Raw genomic sequence first — 18,836 nt, 5'->3', positions numbered from 1 at the left:
CGCACCGCATGCCGCCGTCCTGCGGTTAACGGCGGCGCCGCGCGGGCTGGTCAGGGCCTGCTATGCCCAGCGCCAGCCCTCGATCTCGGGCATGTCGCGGCCATATTCGGCGATATAGCGCTCATGATCGACCAGCTTGTCGCGGATCGCCTGCTTGGCATAGGCCGCCCTGGTTGCCAAGCCCGGCACGCGGTCGATGACGTTGGACACCAGGTGGAACCGGTCCAGCCGGTTGCGCACCACCATGTCGAACGGCGTGGTCGTCGATCCTTCCTCGCGAAAGCCGTGGACATGGAAATTGCGGGCATTCGCGCGCCGGTAGATCAGCTTGTGAATCAGTTGCGGATAACCATGGAAGGCGAAGACCACCGGCCTGTCCGGCGTGAACAGCGCGTCGAAGGCGGAATCCGACAGCCCATGCGGGTGCTGGCCGTCCGATTCCAGGGTCATCAGGTCCACGACATTGACCACCCGCACCTTCAGGTCCGGCGCGTGCTCCCGCAGCAGCTTGACGGCGGCCAGCGTCTCCAGGGTCGGCACGTCCCCGGCACAGGCCATCACCACGTCGGGCACGCTGCCCTTGTCGTTGCTGGCCCATTCCCAGATGCCGATCCCCGCGCTGCAATGGCGGATCGCCTCCTCCATGCTCAGCCATTGCGGCTCGGGCTGCTTGCCGGCCACGATGACGTTGATGCGGTCCCAGCTCTGCAGGCAATGCGCCGCGGTGCACAGCAGCGTATTGGCATCGGGCGGCAGATAGACCCGCACGATGTCCGCCTTCTTGTTGATGACATGGTCGATGAAGCCAGGGTCCTGGTGGCTGAACCCGTTATGGTCCTGCCGCCAGACATGCGACGTCAGCAGATAGTTCAGCGACGCGATCGCGCGGCGCCACGGCACCTCCTTGGCCGATTTCAGCCATTTCGCATGCTGGTTCACCATCGAATCGACGATGTGGATGAACGCCTCGTAGCACGACATGAACCCATGGCGCCCGGTCAGCAGATAGCCTTCCAGCCAGCCCTGGCAGGTATGCTCGCTCAGGATTTCCATCACATGCCCGTCCGGGGCCAGATGGTCGTCGTAGTCGTACCGCTCGGCGTTCCAGGCGCGGCCGGTCGCGTCCAGCACCGCGTTCAGCCGGTTGGAATTGTTCTCGTCCGGCGACAGCACGCGGAAATTCCGTGCCGGCAGGTTCTCGCGCATCACGTCGCGCAACCAGTCGCCCAGTACGCGCGTGGCCTCGCCGACATCCCCGCCCGGCACCGTCACCGGCACGGCATAGCGGGTGATGTCCGGCAGTTTCAGCGGGCGCTTCAACTGCCCGCCATTGGCGTGCGGGTTGGCGCTCATCCGCCGCTCGCCGACGGGTGCCAGCGCCGCGATGTCGGCGAACAGCCGGCCGTTCTCGTCGAACAGCTCCTCGGGCCGGTAACCGCGCAGCCAGCGCTCCAGCGCCTCCAGGTGCCCGGGCTTGGTCAGGTCCGAAAACGGCACCTGGTGCGACCGCCAATACCCCTCGGTGCGCAGCCCGTCGATTTCCTTGGGCCCGGTCCAGCCCTTGGGGCTGCGCAGCACGATCATCGGCCAGGCCGGGCGCTCGGTCCGGCCCTGCTGGCGCGCCGCCTTCTGGATGGCGGCGATCCGGTCGAACGCCAGGTCCATCGCCGCCGCCATCTTCTGGTGCATCGGCGCGGGCTCGTGCCCCTCGACGAAGATCGGCGCATAGCCATAGCCGCGCAGCAGCGCATCCAGCTCCTCGTGCGGAATGCGCGCCAGCACGGTCGGGTTGGCGATCTTGTAGCCGTTCAGGTGCAGGATCGGCAGCACCGCGCCGTCGGTCCGCGGGTCCAGGAACTTGTTGCCGTGCCACGACGTCGCCAGCGGCCCCGTCTCGGCCTCGCCGTCGCCGATCACGCAGGCGACGACCAGGTCCGGATTGTCGAACGCCGCGCCATAGGCATGCGACAGGGAATAGCCCAGCTCCCCCCCTTCATGGATCGAGCCGGGCGTGGTCGCCGCCGCATGGCTGGGAATCCCCCCGGGGAAGGAAAACTGCTTCAGCAGCCGCCCCAGCCCGGCCAGGTCCTGCGACACTTCGGGGAAATATTCGCTGTACGTACCTTCCAGATAGGTGCTGGCCACCACGCCGGGCGCACCATGGCCGGGCCCGGCGATGAACAGCACGCTGCTGTCGCGCTGGCGGATGATCCGGTTCAGGTGCAGATACAGGAAATTCAGTCCCGGCGTGGTGCCCCAATGGCCCAGCAGGCGCGGCTTGGTATGGTCCAGCGTCAGCGGCTCGCGCAGCAGCGGATTGGCCAGCAGATAGATCTGCCCGACCGACAGGTAGTTCGCCGCCCGCCACCAGCGGTCGAACAGCGCGATCTCCGCCGCCGACAGGGGACCGCCCGTCCCCGTCTCGCTCGCCTTCGCGTCACGCATCGTTGTCTCACTCATCATCGTTCCTTTCGAAACTAGGCCTTTCGGCAATGGGCCTTTCGGCATCGGGCCCTTCGAAACCGGGCCTTTGGAAACCGGGGGCAGGGACCTCGTCCGCGACGTGGCCGGACACCCCGCCCAGGCAATCCGCGACATCGCGACGGATCACGCTTTCCTCGTCGGTGGGGATGACGCGCACCTCGACCGCGCTGTCCGGGCTGCTGATCAGCGGGGCGTGCGCCGCGTTGGCCGCGCCGTCCAGCCGCAGCCCCAGCCAGCCCAGGCGCGCGCAGGCGGCGGCCCGGATCGCGGCGTCGTGCTCGCCGATCCCGGCGGTGAAGACCAACCCGTCCACCCCGCCCAGCGATGCCGCCATGGCGCCGACCTGCTGCGTCAGCCGGTAGACGAACAGCGCCAGCGCCTGCGCCGCCCGCCCGTCGGATCCGGCCCGCGCATGCAGGTCGCGCATGTCGGCGGACAGGTCGGATACGCCCAGCAGCCCGGCCCGCCGGTACAGCACATCCTCGATCCCGGCGGCGTCCAGCCCCTCGGCGCGCATCATGTACAGCAATACGCCGGGGTCGATCTGGCCGCAGCGCGTGCCCATCACCAGCCCGTCCAGCACCGAAAACCCCATCGTGGTCTCGATGCTGCGTCCCGCCGCCAGCGCGCACAGGCTGGCTCCGTTGCCCAGATGCGCGACCACCGTCCGCCCCGCCGCCAGCCGGGGCGACAGGTCCGGCAGACGGCCGGCGATATAGTCATAGGACAGGCCATGAAACCCATAGCGCCGCACCCCGCCTTCCTCATAGCGGCGCGGCAGCGCCAGCAGCCGCGCCGTCTCGGGCATGGTGTGGTGGAACGCGGTATCGAAACAGGCCACCTGCGGCAGGTCCGGCCGCAACGCGCCCAGCGCGCGGATCGGCCCCAGGCTGGCGGGCTGATGCAGCGGATCGAACGGGGTCAGCGCCTCCAGCCGCGCCATGACCTCCGGCGTCACGCGCACCGGCGCGATGAAATCCGCGCCGCCATGCACCACCCGGTGCCCTATCCCCAGCAGCGGGACATCCCCCAGATGTCCCCCCACCCAGTCGATCAGGGTGGATACCGGCCCGTGATGCGGGTCGTCCCCCGCGCCGGCCGCGTCCCAGCGCCGCTCGGCCAGCACGCGCCCATCGGCGCCCACGGCCCGGAACTGCGGATGGGCACCGCCCAGTCCCTCCACCGCGCCATGCGCGACACGGTCCGCCGCCGACGCGCTCTCCTGCCGGAACAGCGCGAACTTGACGCTGGACGAACCGGCATTGAGCGCAAGGATCGCCGTCGCCATGAAAGACCGCCCTCCGCTGTCCGCGATAACCACGACAACGTAGTGCTCCGGCACAAGGACAGGCATTGACGCGCATCAAAGCTGCGCGACATTTCCGCCGACGGGGCGGGCATATCCCACGACACCGCCCCCAACCAGACCAAAGGCAGAGGGCCTTATTTATCAACGAATTGGGGTCAAGGGGTCCGCGCCCCCTTGCGGGTCGAGGGCAGCGCCCTCGTCCCAGGGCGCGTGATAAAGCCTCTCAGCCTACCCGGCGGGCGCGAAAAGCGTGCCCAGCACCCGGCGCGCCGCCGCCCGGGCCCGCGCGGCGTCGCGGCCCAACGCGATCAGCGCGGGAATCTGCGTCGGCCGGCGCAGCACGCTGACCAGGATTCCCCCCAGCCCGATCCCGCCATCGGGCCGCAGCGCCAGTACCGCCGCCGGCGGCAGGGTGCGCCCGGCCGGATCGCAGACGACGCGCAGCACGGCGAAGGGCACGCCGGCCGCCACCGCCCCCGCGGCGACGAAGCCGCTTTCCATGTCCAGCCCGGCACAGCCTGTACGGCGGAAACATGCTCCCTTGCGCCCGGCGGTGACGATGACCGCGTCGCTATGCAGCAGATCGTCCGTCACGATGTCCGGCCGCCCGCCGCCCAGCCAGGCGACCAGGCCCGGATCGGCGGCCAGCCTCCGCCCGTCGGGCAGGCGCACATGCGCCGGCACCAGCACCGCCCCGGGCCGCAGCACCGGGTCCAGCCCCGCCGCCAGCCCGAAGGACAGCAGCGCCTCCGCCCCCCCGCGCAGCAGCGCATCCACCGCCGCGCGCGCGCCGTCCGCCGTCGCGCCGCTGATGCCGACCGCAGCTTCGGGGGCCACGGCGCGGATCAGCACCGCCTCGGCCTCCATCCCCACCACGACGCCCAGCCGGCCGGGACAGGCCAACGGTCAGAACCCGTACGCCACCTGGCGCGTGTTGCTCGACGCCAGGTTGCGATAGCGCGCCAGCGCCAGCAGCGGGAAGAACTGGCGATAGCCGTGGTAGCGCAGATAGAATACCTTGGGAAAACCGACCGCGTTGTACGGGTCCTCGTCCCATTCTCCGTCCGGCTTCTGCGTCCGGGTCAGATAGGCCATGCCCCGCGCCACCGCCGGATCGTCGCGCAGGCCGGCCGCCATCAACCCCAGCACCGCCCAGGCGGTCTGCGACGGCAGGCTCTCGGTATAGCGGCCGGGCGCAGCACCTTCGTACGACGCGCAATCCTCGCCCCAGCCGCCATCCTCGCGCTGCACGGCGCGCAGCCAGTCGACCGCGCGCCGCACCGACGGATCGTCCCGCGACACGCCGGCGGCGTTATAGGCGCACAGCACCGACCAGGTACCATAGATGTAGTTGGTGCCCCACCGGCCGAACCAGCAGCCTTCCGGCTCCTGGTCCGACCGCAGGAAGGCAAGGCCGCGCTCGATCACCGGCCGGTCCTCGGCGTGACCAAGCTGCGCCAGGAACGAAATGCACCGCGCGGTCACGTCGGCGGTCGGCGGGTCCAGCAGCGCCCCATGGTCGGCGAAGGGAATGTGGTTCAGGAAATCCATGTTGTTGTCGATATCGAACGCGCCCCAGCCGCCATTGCTGCTCTGCATGCCGATGATCCACAGCCGCGCGCGCGCGATCGCCTCTTCGCTGGCCGGGTCGCCCTCGCGATGCAGCAGCATGCCGACCACCGCCGTGTCGTCGACGTCGGGGTAGTGGTCGTTGCGGTACTGGAAGGCCCAGCCCCCCGGCGGCACGTCCGGGCAGTTGATCGCCCAGTCGCCCTTCACGTCCAGGATCTGCCGGTCGCGCAGCCAGGCGGCGGCGGCGGCCAGCGTCCGCTTCGTCTCGGCGGGGCGGACGCCCTGGGGGCCCGACGCGGCCTCGATCATCGCATGGCCGGCCAGCCCGGTATCCCAGATCGGCGAAACGCAGGGCTGGCAATAGGCCTCGTCCCCATGCTCCACCAGCAGCCCGCGTACCGACTCCCACGCGGTGGCCGCGCGCGGGTCGCTGTCGGGCACGCCCAGCGCGCGGTACATCATCACCGTATTGGCCATGGCGGGATAGATCGCCCCCAGCCCGTCCACGCCGTTCAGGCGCGGCTCGATGAAATCCACCGCCGCCGCGATCGCGCGGCGCCGGGTCTTCTCCGGGATCATCCGCTCGGCCGGACGCAGCACCTTGTCCACATATTTGAACACCCGCCCCAGCGGCGAGCGGTACGGCCCGCGGATCCAGTCGCGGATGCGCTCCGGCGGGGTGACGAACAATTCGGGCACATGCACGCCGCGCGGATTGACCGCCCGCGGCCGCAGCGCCGCCAGCACCAGCAGCGGCGCGACCACGGTGCGCGACCAGTACGACATGTTCCAGACCGAAAACAGCGCCTTGCGCGGCAGCAGCATCAGCTCGACCGGCATCGCCGGGGTGGCATGCCACGGCACCTCGCCGAACAGCGCCAGTTGGAAGCGGGTAAAGACGTTGCTGCGCTCGGCCCCGCCATGGTCCAGGATGGCGGCGCGGGCGCGGGCCATGTGTGGCGCGTCGATATCGTCGCCGATCGCCTTCAGCGCGAAATACGCCTTCACCGACGCCGAAATGTCGAACCTGCCGCCGTGATAGAGCGGCCAGCCGCCATGCGCGCCCTGGATGCGGCGCAGATAGACGCCGATCCGCGCCTGCAGCGCCGGGTCGATCCGGTCCAGGTAATGTTCCAGCAGCACATATTCCGCCGGGATGGTCGCGTCGGCCTCCAGCTCGAACACCCAGTGCCCGTCCGCGTTCTGGCGGCGGCCCAGCGCGCCATGCGCCGCCTCGACCGCCCGATCGATCGCCGCCATCGGCGCGTCCATCGGCACGGCCGTACCGGCATCGGCACTGGCACCGGCACTGGCATCGGCACGGGCATCGGCATCGAGTAAGGTGTCGAGCATCTCGGTCGCGTTCGCCATCATTCCCTGTTCCCCGCCGCCATGCGGGACCTGTTCCGAGCTAAGATCCTGGATATTGGGCCAATTACCTGCGCGCGCGCAACGCCTGCGCGGCCGTGGCCCCCGACCTCATGGCACCTTCGATCGTCGCGGGCAATCCCGTCGCCGTCCAGTCCCCGGCCAGGAACAGGTTGTCCAGCGCCGTCCGCGCGCCAGGACGCAGCCGCTCCTGCGCCGGCGTGGCGGCAAAGGTCGCGCGCCGCTCGCGCACCACGCGCATGCGCGGCATGGCGGCCGGCAGCGGGGCGGCCAGGGCGGGGTCCAGCGCGGCGCGCACCTCGTGCCAGATCCGTGCCGCCAGCGCGTCCGGCTCGGCGTCGGCATACCGGTTGGCTGCGCTGACCGTGACCGACAGCACGTCGCCCTTCACGAACACCCATTCGGCCACGCCGCCCACCACGCCGATGAACCGCGCCCGCCCCAGCGTGCCCAGCGCCGCCGGCGCCGTCGGCAGGCGGAAATGCACGTTCAGGATGCTCTCGAACGCGTCCGGCACCGTCAGTCCCGGCAGGATGCCGGACAGCAGGCCGGCGGCCACCGGCGGCGGCACGGCCAGGATCGCCGCGTCGTCCGGGCCCAGCGCCACGTCGCCCTCGGGCAGGCGCAGCGCGACCACGCGCCCGCCTTCCGCCCGCACGGCGGACACCCGGCACCCGGTGCGGATGTCCGCCTTCAGCAGGGCCAGGTGGTCGATCGCCGGATCGACGAAACTCTCCGACAGCCCCTCGGCCGGAAAACGCGGCAGGCAGGCCGCCCCGCCTTTGGCCAGGCTCTCGCGGATCACCGCGCCCAGCAGGGCGGCGCTGCCGGTCGCGCACGGCGTGTTCAGCGCCGACACCGCGAACGGTTCCAGCAGCCGCGCCGACAGCATGCCCGGCAGCAGGCAGTCCGCCACGGTCTTCTCTCCCGCCGCCTTCGCCGCTTCGGTCAGCCGGCCCAGCGACCGGATCTCGCCCAGCCGCATCCCCGGCACCCGGCGCCGGCGCGACAGCAGCCAGAACGGCACCCGCCCGCGCGACAGGTCCAGCGTCCAGCGCGTGCCGTCCCGCAGGTCGACGAAAGGGAATATCGGCCGCGCCGGCCCCACCAGGCTGCGCTCCGCGCCGATCAACCCCAGATAGCGGAAGACCGCGTCATTGGCCGACAGCAGCAGATGGTTGCCATTGTCGATCCGGCAATCCAGGTGCCGGTCGTAATAGGACCGCGCCCGCCCGCCGCAGGCCGGCCCGGCCTCGTAGAGCGTCACCCGCACGCCGCTGCCGGCCAGCTCCACCGCGGCCGACAGGCCCGCCAGCCCGCCGCCGACGATATGGACATGCCCCGCCATGCGCCTAGCCGACCAGGGCGCGCGCGGCGATCAGCAATTTGCGCGGCCGCGACAGCGACACCCGCCGCTCCGGCGTGCGCCAGCCCTGCTTTTCCTGCGCCGTCAGCAGCGCGGCATAGGTCGCGCCCATCAGGCGGGCCGGGCGCATCGCCACGCGGTCGCAGCGCGCCATCGCGCGATAGGCGGCGCGGAAATGGTCGCGCGCCCGTCCGGCCAGCACGCGGCCCACCCCCTCCAGCCCCCGGGCGCGCAGCACGCGGGCCGGGTTGGCCGGCACGTCGAACCGCTCCAGCAATTCGCGCGGCAGGTACAGCCGGCCCAGCGCCGCATCCTCGGCCACGTCGCGCAAAATATTGGTGATCTGCAACGCCCGGCCCAGGTGAAAGGCCACGCGGTCGGCCGCCTCGGACGAATCGCCGAACACCCGCACCGACAGCCGCCCGACCGCCGACGCCACCCGGTCGCAATACAGGTCGAAGGTCGCTTCGTCCGGCGCCACCACCGGCCCCGCCGCATCCATCAGCATGCCGTCGATCACCGCCTCGAAATCCGCCTGGCGCAGGCCGAACCGCGCGATCACCACCGCCAGCACCCGGTCCAGCGCATCCGCCGTCCGCCCGGCGTACAGCCCGGCCACCCGCGCCCGCCATTCCGCCAGCCGCGCGGCCTTGCCGTCCAGCTCGCCCATCTCGTCGGCAATGTCGTCGACCACCCGGCAGAAGGCATAGACCGCATACATCCCATAGCGCCGGTCCGGCGGCAGGATGCGCATCCCCTTGCCGAACGACGTCCCCGACGCGGCCACGACGGCCTCGACCGCCGCCAGGTCGGCCGCATCGCAGCCCAGCGGCGGTGCGTCCGTGGTGCGTCCCCGCGTCAATGCCATGCCCGCCTTCCCGTTTCCGTCATCGATCCCATCCAACGGTTCTCTAGTGTCCTGCCCGAGAAATTCTTATGAGAATTTCTCGGACCAGCAGGCCACTAAAATATTGATTCTAGTGTCCTTTCGATTCCAAAATTCGCTTGCGAATTTCGGAATCAGGACACTAGGGCCAATCCGCGCCGATGACAAAAACGCCCCGCCCTCACGGCAGCACCCGCAGCGCGCCCAGCACCGCGCCCGCCACGTCGCCCCGCGTCAGCTTGACGCGCCCGGCCAGCGGGTCCTCGCGCCGCAGCCGCGCCGCCAGGCGGCGGGCCAGCCCGACGATCACCGCGCTCTCCAGCCGCATCCGCCGGTCGCGCACCAGCGAAGGCAACCGCGCCGCCTCGGCATTCAGCTCGTCCACCCGGTCCAGCAGCGCATCGAACACCCGGCGCAACCCCGGCGATGCGCGACACGCCCCCAGATCCTCCAGCACCGCCCCCTCGCGCGCCAGCCACGGCAACGGCAGGTAGCAACGATCCAGCACCCGCAGGTCTGACGCGCAATCCTGCAGATGGTTCAGCACCTGCAGCGACGTGCACAGCGCGTCCGACAGGGGCAGGCTCGCCGCATCCTCGCCATGCAGCAGCAGCAGGAACCGCCCGACCGGATTGGCCGAATAGCGGCAATACGCGACCAGCTCCTCCCAGGATTCGTAGCGGCTCTTCACCGCGTCGCGGCGAAAGGCGACGATCAGGTCCGTGGCGGTCGTCACCGGCACCCCGGTCGCCGCCAGTGTGCGGCCGACGCGCACGGCGGTCTGGGCGTCGCGCCGCAACGGCGCCTGGCGGCGGCCCAGCACCACGTCCTCCATGGCGTCCAGCCGCGCGATCTTGGCTTCGGCCGACAGCCGGTCGGTATCGACGATGTCGTCGATCACCCGGGCGAAATCGTAATAGGCATGCACATGCGGGCGCAGCCGCCGGCTGATCAGCAGCGAACCGACGGGAAAATTCTCATCCCCCGCCCCTTTGCCCGACGACACGTCCTCGGTCCCCCAGACGGACGCGTCCTCGCGCGCCGCCTCACCATGCCGGGGGCCGTCCTTGGGCCCACCCTCCGGTCGCGGAGCGTCCACGTCCCGTTTCTTCCGTTTCTGGGTTTTCGTGGCGCGTCTGGTCATGGAACGTCCGGTCATTTGCGGCGGGCCTGGAGCGGTGTCAGTAGTGTTTGGGGCGGCGTATGGGGCTGAAATGTCATGGCGTGAATGTCATGGCGCGGGCGCATCACCGGCGCCGGTCGCCTCGGTATAGGCACGGCTTTTCCACACCACGCCCCGGCCCCGATGATGATCGATGGCCGAGCCGATCGTCGCCGCGCTATAGAAGCTCGCGATCGCCGGCAGCAGCAGCGCCCAGGCGACCGGCAGGCCGAACCGGCGCAGCGTCGGCACGAACGACGCCATCGACGCCACCCAGGCCGCCGCCCCCAGCAGGCGCGCCGGCCCGTGCCCGAACAGTGCCAGCAGCATCGGCGCGATCCACACCAGCACCATGCCGACGACCGTGCCCAGCAGGATCAGCGGCGAATAGCGCAGTTGCACATAGGCGGTGCGCGCCACCATGCGCCACACGTCGCGCGGATGCGGATAGGGCCGGATCGACCGCGCCAGCCGGCTATGGCCCAGATACAGCCCCCCGCCGCTGCGCTTGACGCGCAGCGCCAGCGTGCAATCGTCGATCAGCGCCCCGCGCAGCGATTCGATCCCCCCGATCCGGCTCAGCGCCGCGCGCCGGATCAGGATCGATCCCCCGGCCGCCCCGGCCACCCGGCTGCGCGGATCATTCACCAGCGCGAACGGGTACAGCAGCGCGAAGAAGAAGACGAAGGCCGGCACCAGCGCCCGCTCCGCCGCGCTCTCGCAATTCAGCGCCACCATCTCCGACGCCATGTCCAGCCCGTCGCCTTCCGCCTTGGCCACCAGGGTGGCGACATGGGCCGGATCATGGGTGATGTCGGCATCGGTCAGAAACACGTAACCCTGCTCGGCCGGGATCAGCCGCCGTGTTTCCGCCACGCCCTGCGCCACCGCCCACAGCTTGCCGCTCCACCCCGCCGGCCGCTCCTGCCCGGTCACGATCGTCAGCCGGCCCAGCGGATCGGGCACCGCGCGCGCCAGCGCGCCGGTCCCGTCGGTGCTGTTGTCGTCCACCAGCACCACATGCAGCGTCCCGGGATAATCCTGCCCCAGCAGCGACGACAGGCAGTCTTGCACCGATTCCGCCTCGTCGCGCGCCGGCACCACCACGCAGACCGGCGGATACGACCCGTCCGGCGGCAGGCGCACCGGCTGCAAAATCGGCCCCGCCTGCCAGAACCGGCCGTGAAAACCGATCAGCCCGACCCAGATCGCGGCGCACAGCACCGCCATGACCAGCCAGACCATCGTCACCGCCCCCGCGCCCCGTCCAGCATCCCCGCCTGGCGGAACCAGCCGACGGCATCGGCCACCGCGTCCCGCGCCGGGCGCGGGGCATAGCCCAGCTCCCGCTCCGCCTTGGCCGAGGAGAAGAACATCTTCTTCTTCGACATCGCCAGCATCTCCCGCGTCACCCGCGGCGCGATGCCGAACCCGCGCGACAGCCATTCCGACACCACCGCCACCGGCCAGATCACCCCCTGCGGCAGGCTGACGCGCGGCGGCCGCACCCCGGCGATCTCCGCCGTCATGGCAAACAGGTCGCGCAGCAGGTAATCCTGCCCGCCCAGGATGTATTTCTCGCCGGTCCGCCCGCGCTCCAGCGCCAGCACGTGGCCCTCGGCCACGTCGTCGACATGGACGATATTCACCCCGGTATCGACATAGGCCGGCATGCGCCCCGCCGCGCAATCCAGGATCATCTGCCCGGTGGGGGTGGGCTTGATGTCGCGCGGCCCGACCGGCGTCGACGGGTTGACGATCACCGCCGGCAGGCCGCGCTCGCGCACCAGCGCCAGCACCTCCTGCTCGGCGCGGTATTTCGACCGTTTATAAATCCCGATCACCCCATGCTCGTGGACCGGCGTCTCCTCGTCCGCCACGCTGCCGTCGCCGATCAGCCCCAGCGCCGCCACCGACGAACAATAGACGATCCGCTCCACCCCGGCCTCCTGGGCCGCCATCATCAGCCGGCGCGTGCCCTCGACATTCGCGGTCATCATCGGCGCCGGGTCCGGCACCCACAGCCGGTAATCGGCCGCCACGTGGAACACGTAGCGGCAGCCCCGCACGGCCTCGGCAAAGGTCGCGGGCTGGGACAGGTCGCCTTCCACCCGCTCGGCCGGCAGGTCGTCGATATTGCTTAAATCCGCGCCCCGCCGCGCCATCAGGCGCAGCGCGTGCCCCCGCCGCAGCAGGGCGCGGGCGACGGCCGATCCGACAAAACCGGTCGCGCCGGTGACAAGCGTGGGGGCAGGCATGATCCGGTCGGGTGCTCCGAAATTCGTCTGACAGGGTCGTTGGCAACCCAGGATAGGCAACCAGGATAGGCGCGACCCATTTATCCCGACAGCTCATGGTGGCGCCAGACCCTGCCGTGGTGTAAGTCAGGCCCGATTACGCGCCGGACCGCCCGCCAGGACGTACCAGGGGGACGGGCCGCGGCGCGGCAGACAAGATACGGTCCGTCCTTGAAAAGTCTTACAATCCTCCTGGCCGTCCTGGGGCTGGCCCTGATCACCTTCTGCATGGCATGGCTCGGCGTCGGCTCGGTGCTCAAGGCCGTCCTGTCGATCGGCGCGGTCGGCTTCGTCGCCATCGTGGCGGCACAGCTTGCGGTCGACGCAACCCTGGGCGTCGCCTGGCACGTGGCATGCCCCCGGATCGCCCTGCCGCATCTCATCGTGGCGCGCATGGTGCGCGACGCGGCGGCGACCTGCCTGCCCTTCTCGCAGCTCGGCGGCATCCTGATCGGCATCCGTGCCACCGGGGCCGACGCGTCCCCCCGCCGCCACGCCATTGAATGGCCCGAGGCCGCCAGCGCCAACATCGTGGACCTGACGACCGAGGTCCTCGGCCAGATCGTGTTCGTCCTGCTGGCGTTGGCCTGCCTGGTCATGCACCAGCAGCACAGCCCGTTCGCCCGGCCGGTCCTGATCGGCACGCTGCTGCTGGGGGCGGGCATCGGCGGCTTCATCTGGACCCAGCGGCAGGGCGGCACGCTCCTCAAGCGCCTGGCGCGCGGGCTCAGCCGCAACATCACCGCGCAATGGCGCAGCGCCATGCTCGCCGGCGCCGACACGCTGCAGCAGCGGCTGGACGCGGTGTGGTCGCGGCCCGGCCGCATCGCCGGGGCGGCGCTGATGCACCTGGTGGCCTGGATCGGCAGCGCGGGCGCGGTGTGGGTGGCCTTCCATTTCCTGGGCGCGCATCTCGGCCTGCCCGGCGTGATCGCGATCGAAGGCGTGGCCTGCGGCATCATGTCGGTCTCGTTCCTGGTGCCCGCCGGCCTCGGCGTGCAGGAAGCCGCCTATATCGCGCTGGGCTCGGCCTTCGGCATCGACCCGTCGGTCGCGCTGGGCCTGTCGCTGCTGCGCCGCGGCCGCGACCTTGCGATCGGCATTCCGGTGCTGCTGCTGTGGCAGGGCGCCGAAATGCGCCGCCTGCGCCGCCGCGACGCGGCACCCGCCCGCGACGCCGGCGCCCAGAAGGGGGTACGGCCATGACCGGCCATCACGACACCACCGGCAACAGCCCCCTGTTCGGCACGCTCGCCGTCATCGGCCCGGGGCTGATCGGCTCGTCCATCCTGCGCCGCGCCCGGCAGGACGGCACCATCGCCGCCCGCCTCGTCGCCTGTGACGCCAGCCCCGCCGTCCGCGCCCGCGTGGCCGAACTCGGCCTGGCCGACAGGGTCGAGGCCGATCCCCTGCGCGCGGTGGCCGATGCCGACTGCGTCATCCTCTGCGTGCCGGTCGGCGCGGTGGCCGAAGTGGGTGCGGCGATCCTCCCGGCCATGAAGCCCGGCGCGATCCTGACCGAGGTCGGATCGACCAAGCAGTCGATCATCGGCGCCATCACGCCGTTCCTGCGGCCGGACGTCCCCTTCGTGCCGACCCACCCGATGGCCGGCACCGAATATTCCGGCCCCGACGCCGGCTTCGCCACCCTGTTCGACGACCGCTGGTGCCTGCTGACCCCGCTGCCCGACACCGACCCGGCGGCCGTCTCGGTCATCGAAACGCTGTGGCACCGCATGGGCGCGCGCACCCGCATCATGGACGCGGCGCACCACGACCGGGTCTGCGCCATCGTCAGCCACCTGCCGCACCTGCTGGCCTTCACCATCTGCGGCACCGCCGACGATTTGGCCGACGAAACCCGCTCCGAAGTGCTGGATTTTGCCGCTTCGGGCTTCCGCGACTTCACGCGCATCGCCGCCTCCGACCCGGTCATGTGGCGCGACATCTTCCTCAACAACCGCGACGCCCTGCTGGAAATGCTCGCCCGCTTCACGGAGGACGCACAGGCCATGGCCAGGGCGATCCGCTGGGGCGACGAAGCCTTCATCGTCGACCGCATCGAACGCGGCCGCCGCATCCGCCGCAGCCTCCTCGAAAACCGCCAGGCCTGAAGGCTGCGCGCGCGCCCGGTTGCGGACACGCGCATCGAGAGATGCAGCGCGCCGCGCCGTGCGGTATCGCTCTCCCTAAAAACTGATGGGTAATGAGCCGTCTGATTCCTTCAAAACGAAGGTGGTCAGATCTTAACAACCGTCATGGATGATCCTAACCTAGCCCGTCCAAGGGACTGCCAATCGCTCGCACCAGGCTTTGCAAGCCTTCCAGCAATCGCGCATGGCGCTGCTGGTCGAACGTGACCTTCACCGAACTGACGGACACGCCCATCTTGGGACCATTCACGCCACGGGTGGGCACCGCGATCCCCAGGCATACGACGCCGGGCGTGGCTTCCTCATCTTCGATCGCGTAGCCGCGCAGGCGCGTTTCCTTCAAATCCTTGCGGAGTTGGGTGACGGTCCGGATAGAATGTTCCGTCATGACCGGAAGAATCTTGATTCCGGCAAACATCTTCTGCACATCCTCGTCGTCGAGGCGCGAGACGATAGCCTTGCCGACCGCGCATAGCGACACCGGCATGTGGTCCCCGATATTCGACGTCAGATGAATGGCGGGATGCCCTTCGTACCGGGCGATATAGATGATTTCATTGCGATCGAGGATGGCAATCCGGACGGTTTCGTCTTTCAGGACGTCCGAATTAGAACAGAACCGGTAGAATTCCTGGACGGGATCAAATTTCCGCAGATAAGCGCTGGCCAGCGTAACGATCTTGCGACCCAGCGAATAGTCGTTTCCCGTTCGCTCGACCAGGCCGCATTCCTCCAGCGCGCTCAGCAGGTTCGCGGTCGAGGAACGCGGCAGGCCCATCTGCTGCGTGATGTCCGCCCGCGACAATACCGGTGCGCGCGCGTTGGCCAGCAGGTCAAGAATGTCGTAGGAGCGGTTGATGGCGGGCGACTTTGATTTCGAGCCCGCGGCCGTTTCGTCCGTCCGACGGGGAAGCGGCTCCGCAGATGGCCTTTCCGCGGAAAATCTGGTCGATTTCTGCCCTGGTGGCGCCATGACGGTCCTGTCGCTCCGTATTGCCGGTCGGTTGCATCTATATCGTACAGAATATAGACAACCATGCCGGTCAGGATAGCGGAGTTCCAGCGACGAGGAAACCGACCCCGTCAGTCGGGCACGTCCGACGCGACCGCCAGCGCCGGACCGCCGTCGCGCGCCGGCGCGCTACTCGCGCGCCCCTCCGGGCGCAGGCACATCGAAAACAGGATATACAGCGCCATGCAGGCCAGAAAATACCCATACAACGCGCTATAGCCCCAGTTTTTCACAATCCAGCCGGATATGATACCGACTGCGATTCCGCCGAACGTTCCCGAGAAGTTTAGGATCCCCCCGACCAGCCCCAAGTGCCCTTCCCGCGCGATCGCGGCCGGAATGACCCAGTAGATCCCCCCGAACATATAGAAGAACAAGCCCACCACCAGCGTCGCCACGCAGGCTACAAGGTTGCCGAGGCCGTTCGCGGCCACCAGCGCCGCCAGCCCGACCGGACCCGACAGGCCGATCGTCATTCGCAGCGCGGAATCGAACGCCAGATGGCGGCGCAGGCGACCGAAGACGACGCCGCCGACGATCTCACCCGCGCCGGCGGCAACGAACATCAGGGCCGTGATGATCCCGGCGACCTCCAGACTGACATGGCGACGCGCGATCAGCAGCGACGGCGCCCAGGAGGCGAAGCCGAAGAACACATTGGCAAAAGCGACCCGGCCCATACACATATACAGAACGTCCCGCGTCAGTACGCCGCGAAATCCCCCGGGGGTCTTCCGCCGGTCGGGCGAGACGGCGCCCGCGCGGCCGGCCGGCCGGCGGGCGACCAGTCGCCGCCATGCCAGCGGCGCTAGACAGACCGCCGCGCCACCGGTGATGAGGAAAGCGAGTCGCCACGACCCGGTGGCGGCGATGATCGCCGACGTCGCATACGAACCGAATGCAGCGCCGAATGCAGCCCCACTGTCGATGATCGTGATCCGCCCCTGCCGGCCGGTGCCCCGCACCGTCTGTTCGACGATAATATTGGCCGCGGGCATGAACGGGGCCTCGAACAGACCTAGCATCAGGCGCGTGGCCAGCAGGGTTCCGAACCCTGCCGCCGCACCGGAAAGTGCGGCGGCAACGCCCCAGCACGCCATGGCCGCCACGATCACCACCGACGGCAACATCATGTCCAGCAACAGGCCGCAGGGTAACTGGAACAGGCAATAGGTCCAGAAGAAACTGCTGAACAGGATGCCTTCCTGCATCGGCGAAAAATGATAATGGCCGGCAAGAAGCGGCATGGCGACCGACAGACAGACCCGGTCGACCCCGTTGACTGTATACAGGACGAACAGCAGGCTGACGATAGCGGTCTCTTTCCCGATACGCGGCATGTCGCTTCCTCGGATGAATTACAGTATTGCGAATGCCTCTGCCTCGAAGAGAAAGTCGGGCCTTGCCAAGGCAGTCACCTCGACGAACGTATTGGCCGGCGGCTTGTCCATCCCGATATAGGTCGGCCGGATCCGGCGCATCAGCGGCAGCGCGGTCTTGATGTCGGTGGCGTAATAGGTCAGCTTGACGACATGCTCGAACCCGGCATTGATCGCCCGCAAACAGGCGATCAGGTTTTGATAGACCTGATGGATCTGCGCCTCGACATCGTCCTTTCCCACCAGGCGACCTTCGGTATCCACCGAGACCTGGCCCGAAATGGCGACGAACGTCCCCGAGGCTGCTACGATGTGGCTCCAGCCGCTTCCGGCGAGAACGTTCGGGGGAGCGATGATATGGATCCTGCTGTCCACGATAATTCTCTCCTTGCTTGTAATATAATCGGTTTTCATAGGGAATTGATGACGGTCCGGCCCCGCCCGCGCGAGACACAGGGCGTCATCAATGTCCTGCGCTCCTCGTCGGTCAGGCATTGGTCGCGATGGATGATCTCGCCTTCGATCACGTCGACGATACAGCTCCGACAGACGCCGGCCTCGCAGGCATAGTCGATGTCGACGCCGTCCTCGAGCAAGACCTCCAGCATGGTCCGGTCCGAGGGAACCTGCAGCACATGGCGGCTGCGCGGCAGGTCCACCACGAACGGCTCGCCGAGATACCCGGCCTTGACTACCGATACGAAGGATTCCACGTGGATGTCCCCTAGGCCCAGGACTTCCGCCGCCTGCTGCATCCCGGCGACGAACCGCGTCCCACCGCAGCAATAGATCGCGTCGTCCCGCGACCCGCGCAACAGATCCTTGAAATTCACCGGCCTGTTCTTGGTCGGATTGAAAATCTCGACCTGGGGACATAGGGTGCGGACCTCCTGTTCGAACGGAACGGCGCCGTCGGCACGCGCGAAATAACACAGCCGGATCCGGCACGCCCGGCCCCGCAGCGCATAGAGAAAGGACAGGATCGGGGTGATCCCGACACCGCCTGCGAAGAAACTGTACGATGGCCGGTCCGGGTCCAGCGGAAAATCGGGCTGGGGATAGGACAGGTAGAAGACGTCGCCGACCCGCGCGGCTTCATGCATGACACGCGACCCCCCACGCCCGAACGCATCCAGGCGGATCGCGACACGATAGCGGCTGTCGCCTGGTGGCGTGCAGAGCGAATACTGGCGCATCATGCCCTTCGCCACTCGCAGCAACGTATGCGCGCCGGCCGGTACGGGCGGGAAATGCCCGCGATCCTCAGGCTTGAAATAGAAAGATCGGATGTCGCCCCCCTCGTCGACGATCTGATCGATGCTCGCCTTCATCAACAGCCGCACCGCCATCCTAGAGAATCCTCTCGATACGGTCGCCCAGGTGTACGATGCCGCCCGAGATGACCTGGCAGTTCAGGCCGGACCGGCCGAGCAGCCTGTCCATCACTTTTTTGTCGATCAGACGTTCGAGATATCTGCAGGGGTGATTCAGTTTCTCGACATAGACCAGGGCATTTTCGCCGACCCGGATCGTCTGTCCCAGAAAATCGTTCAGCCGCACGCCATAGGTCACGATATTCCTTCTGGTCTCGCGCGGGGTCAGCACCACCCCGGTTTCGTCGTAGATCTGATGCAAGACCTCCAGTTCGATAAAGGAAATCTGATGTTCCGTCTTGGGGCGGTCGGACCACCGCCCGATACGCTTGGCGTAGCGATCGCCCGCGATTCCGATATTTGCCAGCAGGCGGCATTCCGGGCTTTCCATCATCTCCTGCGCGGCGACTTCGGCGGTGAATATACCGCATACACGACCGGTCATGCTGCCTCG

The 18,836-nt window shown here is 68.7% G+C and carries 16 protein-coding genes; 2 read left to right on the top strand and 14 right to left on the bottom strand.

Going from position 1 to position 18,836, the window contains the following annotated elements:
* Positions 1-60: 60 nt before the first annotated feature.
* From AAC691_RS13875 to hpnA, 9 genes are all read right to left on the bottom strand, one after another.
* The gene (locus AAC691_RS13875) at positions 61-2,445 is read right to left on the bottom strand and encodes a phosphoketolase family protein (RefSeq protein WP_342627337.1); all 2,385 of its coding nucleotides are present in this window, start codon (positions 2,443-2,445) and stop codon (positions 61-63) included.
* Positions 2,446-2,452: 7 nt separating this feature from the next.
* Complete coding sequence (locus AAC691_RS13870) at positions 2,453-3,772, bottom strand: acetate/propionate family kinase (RefSeq protein ID WP_342627336.1); 1,320 nt, start codon at positions 3,770-3,772, stop codon at positions 2,453-2,455.
* A gap of 249 nt (positions 3,773-4,021) precedes the next feature.
* Entirely contained in the window at positions 4,022-4,660 is a 639-nt protein-coding gene (locus AAC691_RS13865) for a hypothetical protein (RefSeq protein ID WP_342630223.1), read from the bottom strand.
* A 39-nt stretch (positions 4,661-4,699) separates the two neighbouring features.
* On the bottom strand, positions 4,700-6,637 hold the full coding sequence (gene shc / locus AAC691_RS13860; protein ID WP_323993426.1) for a squalene--hopene cyclase: 1,938 nt from the start codon (positions 6,635-6,637) through the stop codon (positions 4,700-4,702).
* A gap of 163 nt (positions 6,638-6,800) precedes the next feature.
* Positions 6,801-8,102 carry a hydroxysqualene dehydroxylase HpnE gene (gene hpnE / locus AAC691_RS13855; protein ID WP_342627335.1) on the bottom strand — a complete coding sequence of 434 codons (1,302 nt, stop codon included), beginning with the start codon at positions 8,100-8,102 and terminating at the stop codon, positions 6,801-6,803.
* Between the two features lie 4 nt (positions 8,103-8,106).
* On the bottom strand, positions 8,107-8,988 hold the full coding sequence (gene hpnD / locus AAC691_RS13850; RefSeq protein WP_342627334.1) for a presqualene diphosphate synthase HpnD: 882 nt from the start codon (positions 8,986-8,988) through the stop codon (positions 8,107-8,109).
* Positions 8,989-9,187: 199 nt separating this feature from the next.
* Positions 9,188-10,012: a squalene synthase HpnC gene (gene hpnC / locus AAC691_RS13845; protein ID WP_342630221.1), complete on the bottom strand. Its 825-nt coding sequence runs from the start codon at positions 10,010-10,012 to the stop codon at positions 9,188-9,190.
* 225 nt (positions 10,013-10,237) lie between these two features.
* Complete coding sequence (locus tag AAC691_RS13840; RefSeq protein WP_342630220.1) at positions 10,238-11,413, bottom strand: glycosyltransferase; 1,176 nt, start codon at positions 11,411-11,413, stop codon at positions 10,238-10,240.
* Positions 11,414-11,415: 2 nt separating this feature from the next.
* Complete coding sequence (hpnA, locus tag AAC691_RS13835) at positions 11,416-12,426, bottom strand: hopanoid-associated sugar epimerase (protein ID WP_342627333.1); 1,011 nt, start codon at positions 12,424-12,426, stop codon at positions 11,416-11,418.
* Positions 12,427-12,636: 210 nt separating this feature from the next.
* Here hpnA and AAC691_RS13830 point away from each other — a divergent pair, with 210 nt between their 5' ends.
* Both AAC691_RS13830 and AAC691_RS13825 read left to right on the top strand, forming a co-directional pair.
* Positions 12,637-13,671 (top strand): lysylphosphatidylglycerol synthase domain-containing protein, encoded by a 1,035-nt coding sequence (locus AAC691_RS13830; RefSeq protein WP_342627332.1) that lies wholly within the window; start codon positions 12,637-12,639, stop codon positions 13,669-13,671.
* Positions 13,668-14,579: a prephenate/arogenate dehydrogenase family protein gene (locus AAC691_RS13825; protein ID WP_342627331.1), complete on the top strand. Its 912-nt coding sequence runs from the start codon at positions 13,668-13,670 to the stop codon at positions 14,577-14,579. The genes AAC691_RS13830 and AAC691_RS13825 overlap by 4 nt, the downstream gene beginning before the upstream one ends.
* Positions 14,580-14,733: 154 nt before the next feature.
* Here AAC691_RS13825 and AAC691_RS13820 read toward each other — a convergent pair whose 3' ends face one another.
* The 5 genes from AAC691_RS13820 to AAC691_RS13800 all read right to left on the bottom strand — a co-directional run bounded on the left by AAC691_RS13820 (position 14,734) and on the right by AAC691_RS13800 (position 18,827).
* Positions 14,734-15,591 (bottom strand): IclR family transcriptional regulator, encoded by an 858-nt coding sequence (locus AAC691_RS13820; RefSeq protein ID WP_342627330.1) that lies wholly within the window; start codon positions 15,589-15,591, stop codon positions 14,734-14,736.
* A 110-nt stretch (positions 15,592-15,701) separates the two neighbouring features.
* Entirely contained in the window at positions 15,702-16,970 is a 1,269-nt protein-coding gene (locus AAC691_RS13815; protein ID WP_342627329.1) for an MFS transporter, read from the bottom strand.
* Positions 16,971-16,988: 18 nt separating this feature from the next.
* Complete coding sequence (locus AAC691_RS13810) at positions 16,989-17,384, bottom strand: RidA family protein (protein WP_342627328.1); 396 nt, start codon at positions 17,382-17,384, stop codon at positions 16,989-16,991.
* Between the two features lie 35 nt (positions 17,385-17,419).
* The gene (locus AAC691_RS13805; RefSeq protein WP_342627327.1) at positions 17,420-18,358 is read right to left on the bottom strand and encodes a PDR/VanB family oxidoreductase; all 939 of its coding nucleotides are present in this window, start codon (positions 18,356-18,358) and stop codon (positions 17,420-17,422) included.
* Between the two features lies 1 nt (position 18,359).
* Complete coding sequence (locus AAC691_RS13800) at positions 18,360-18,827, bottom strand: MOSC domain-containing protein (protein ID WP_342627326.1); 468 nt, start codon at positions 18,825-18,827, stop codon at positions 18,360-18,362.
* Between the last annotated feature and the right edge of the window lie 9 nt (positions 18,828-18,836).

Source organism: Nguyenibacter vanlangensis (assembly GCF_038719015.1).
Taxonomy (GTDB): domain Bacteria; phylum Pseudomonadota; class Alphaproteobacteria; order Acetobacterales; family Acetobacteraceae; genus Gluconacetobacter; species Gluconacetobacter vanlangensis.
This window is presented reverse-complemented; position numbering and strand designations above follow the sequence as displayed.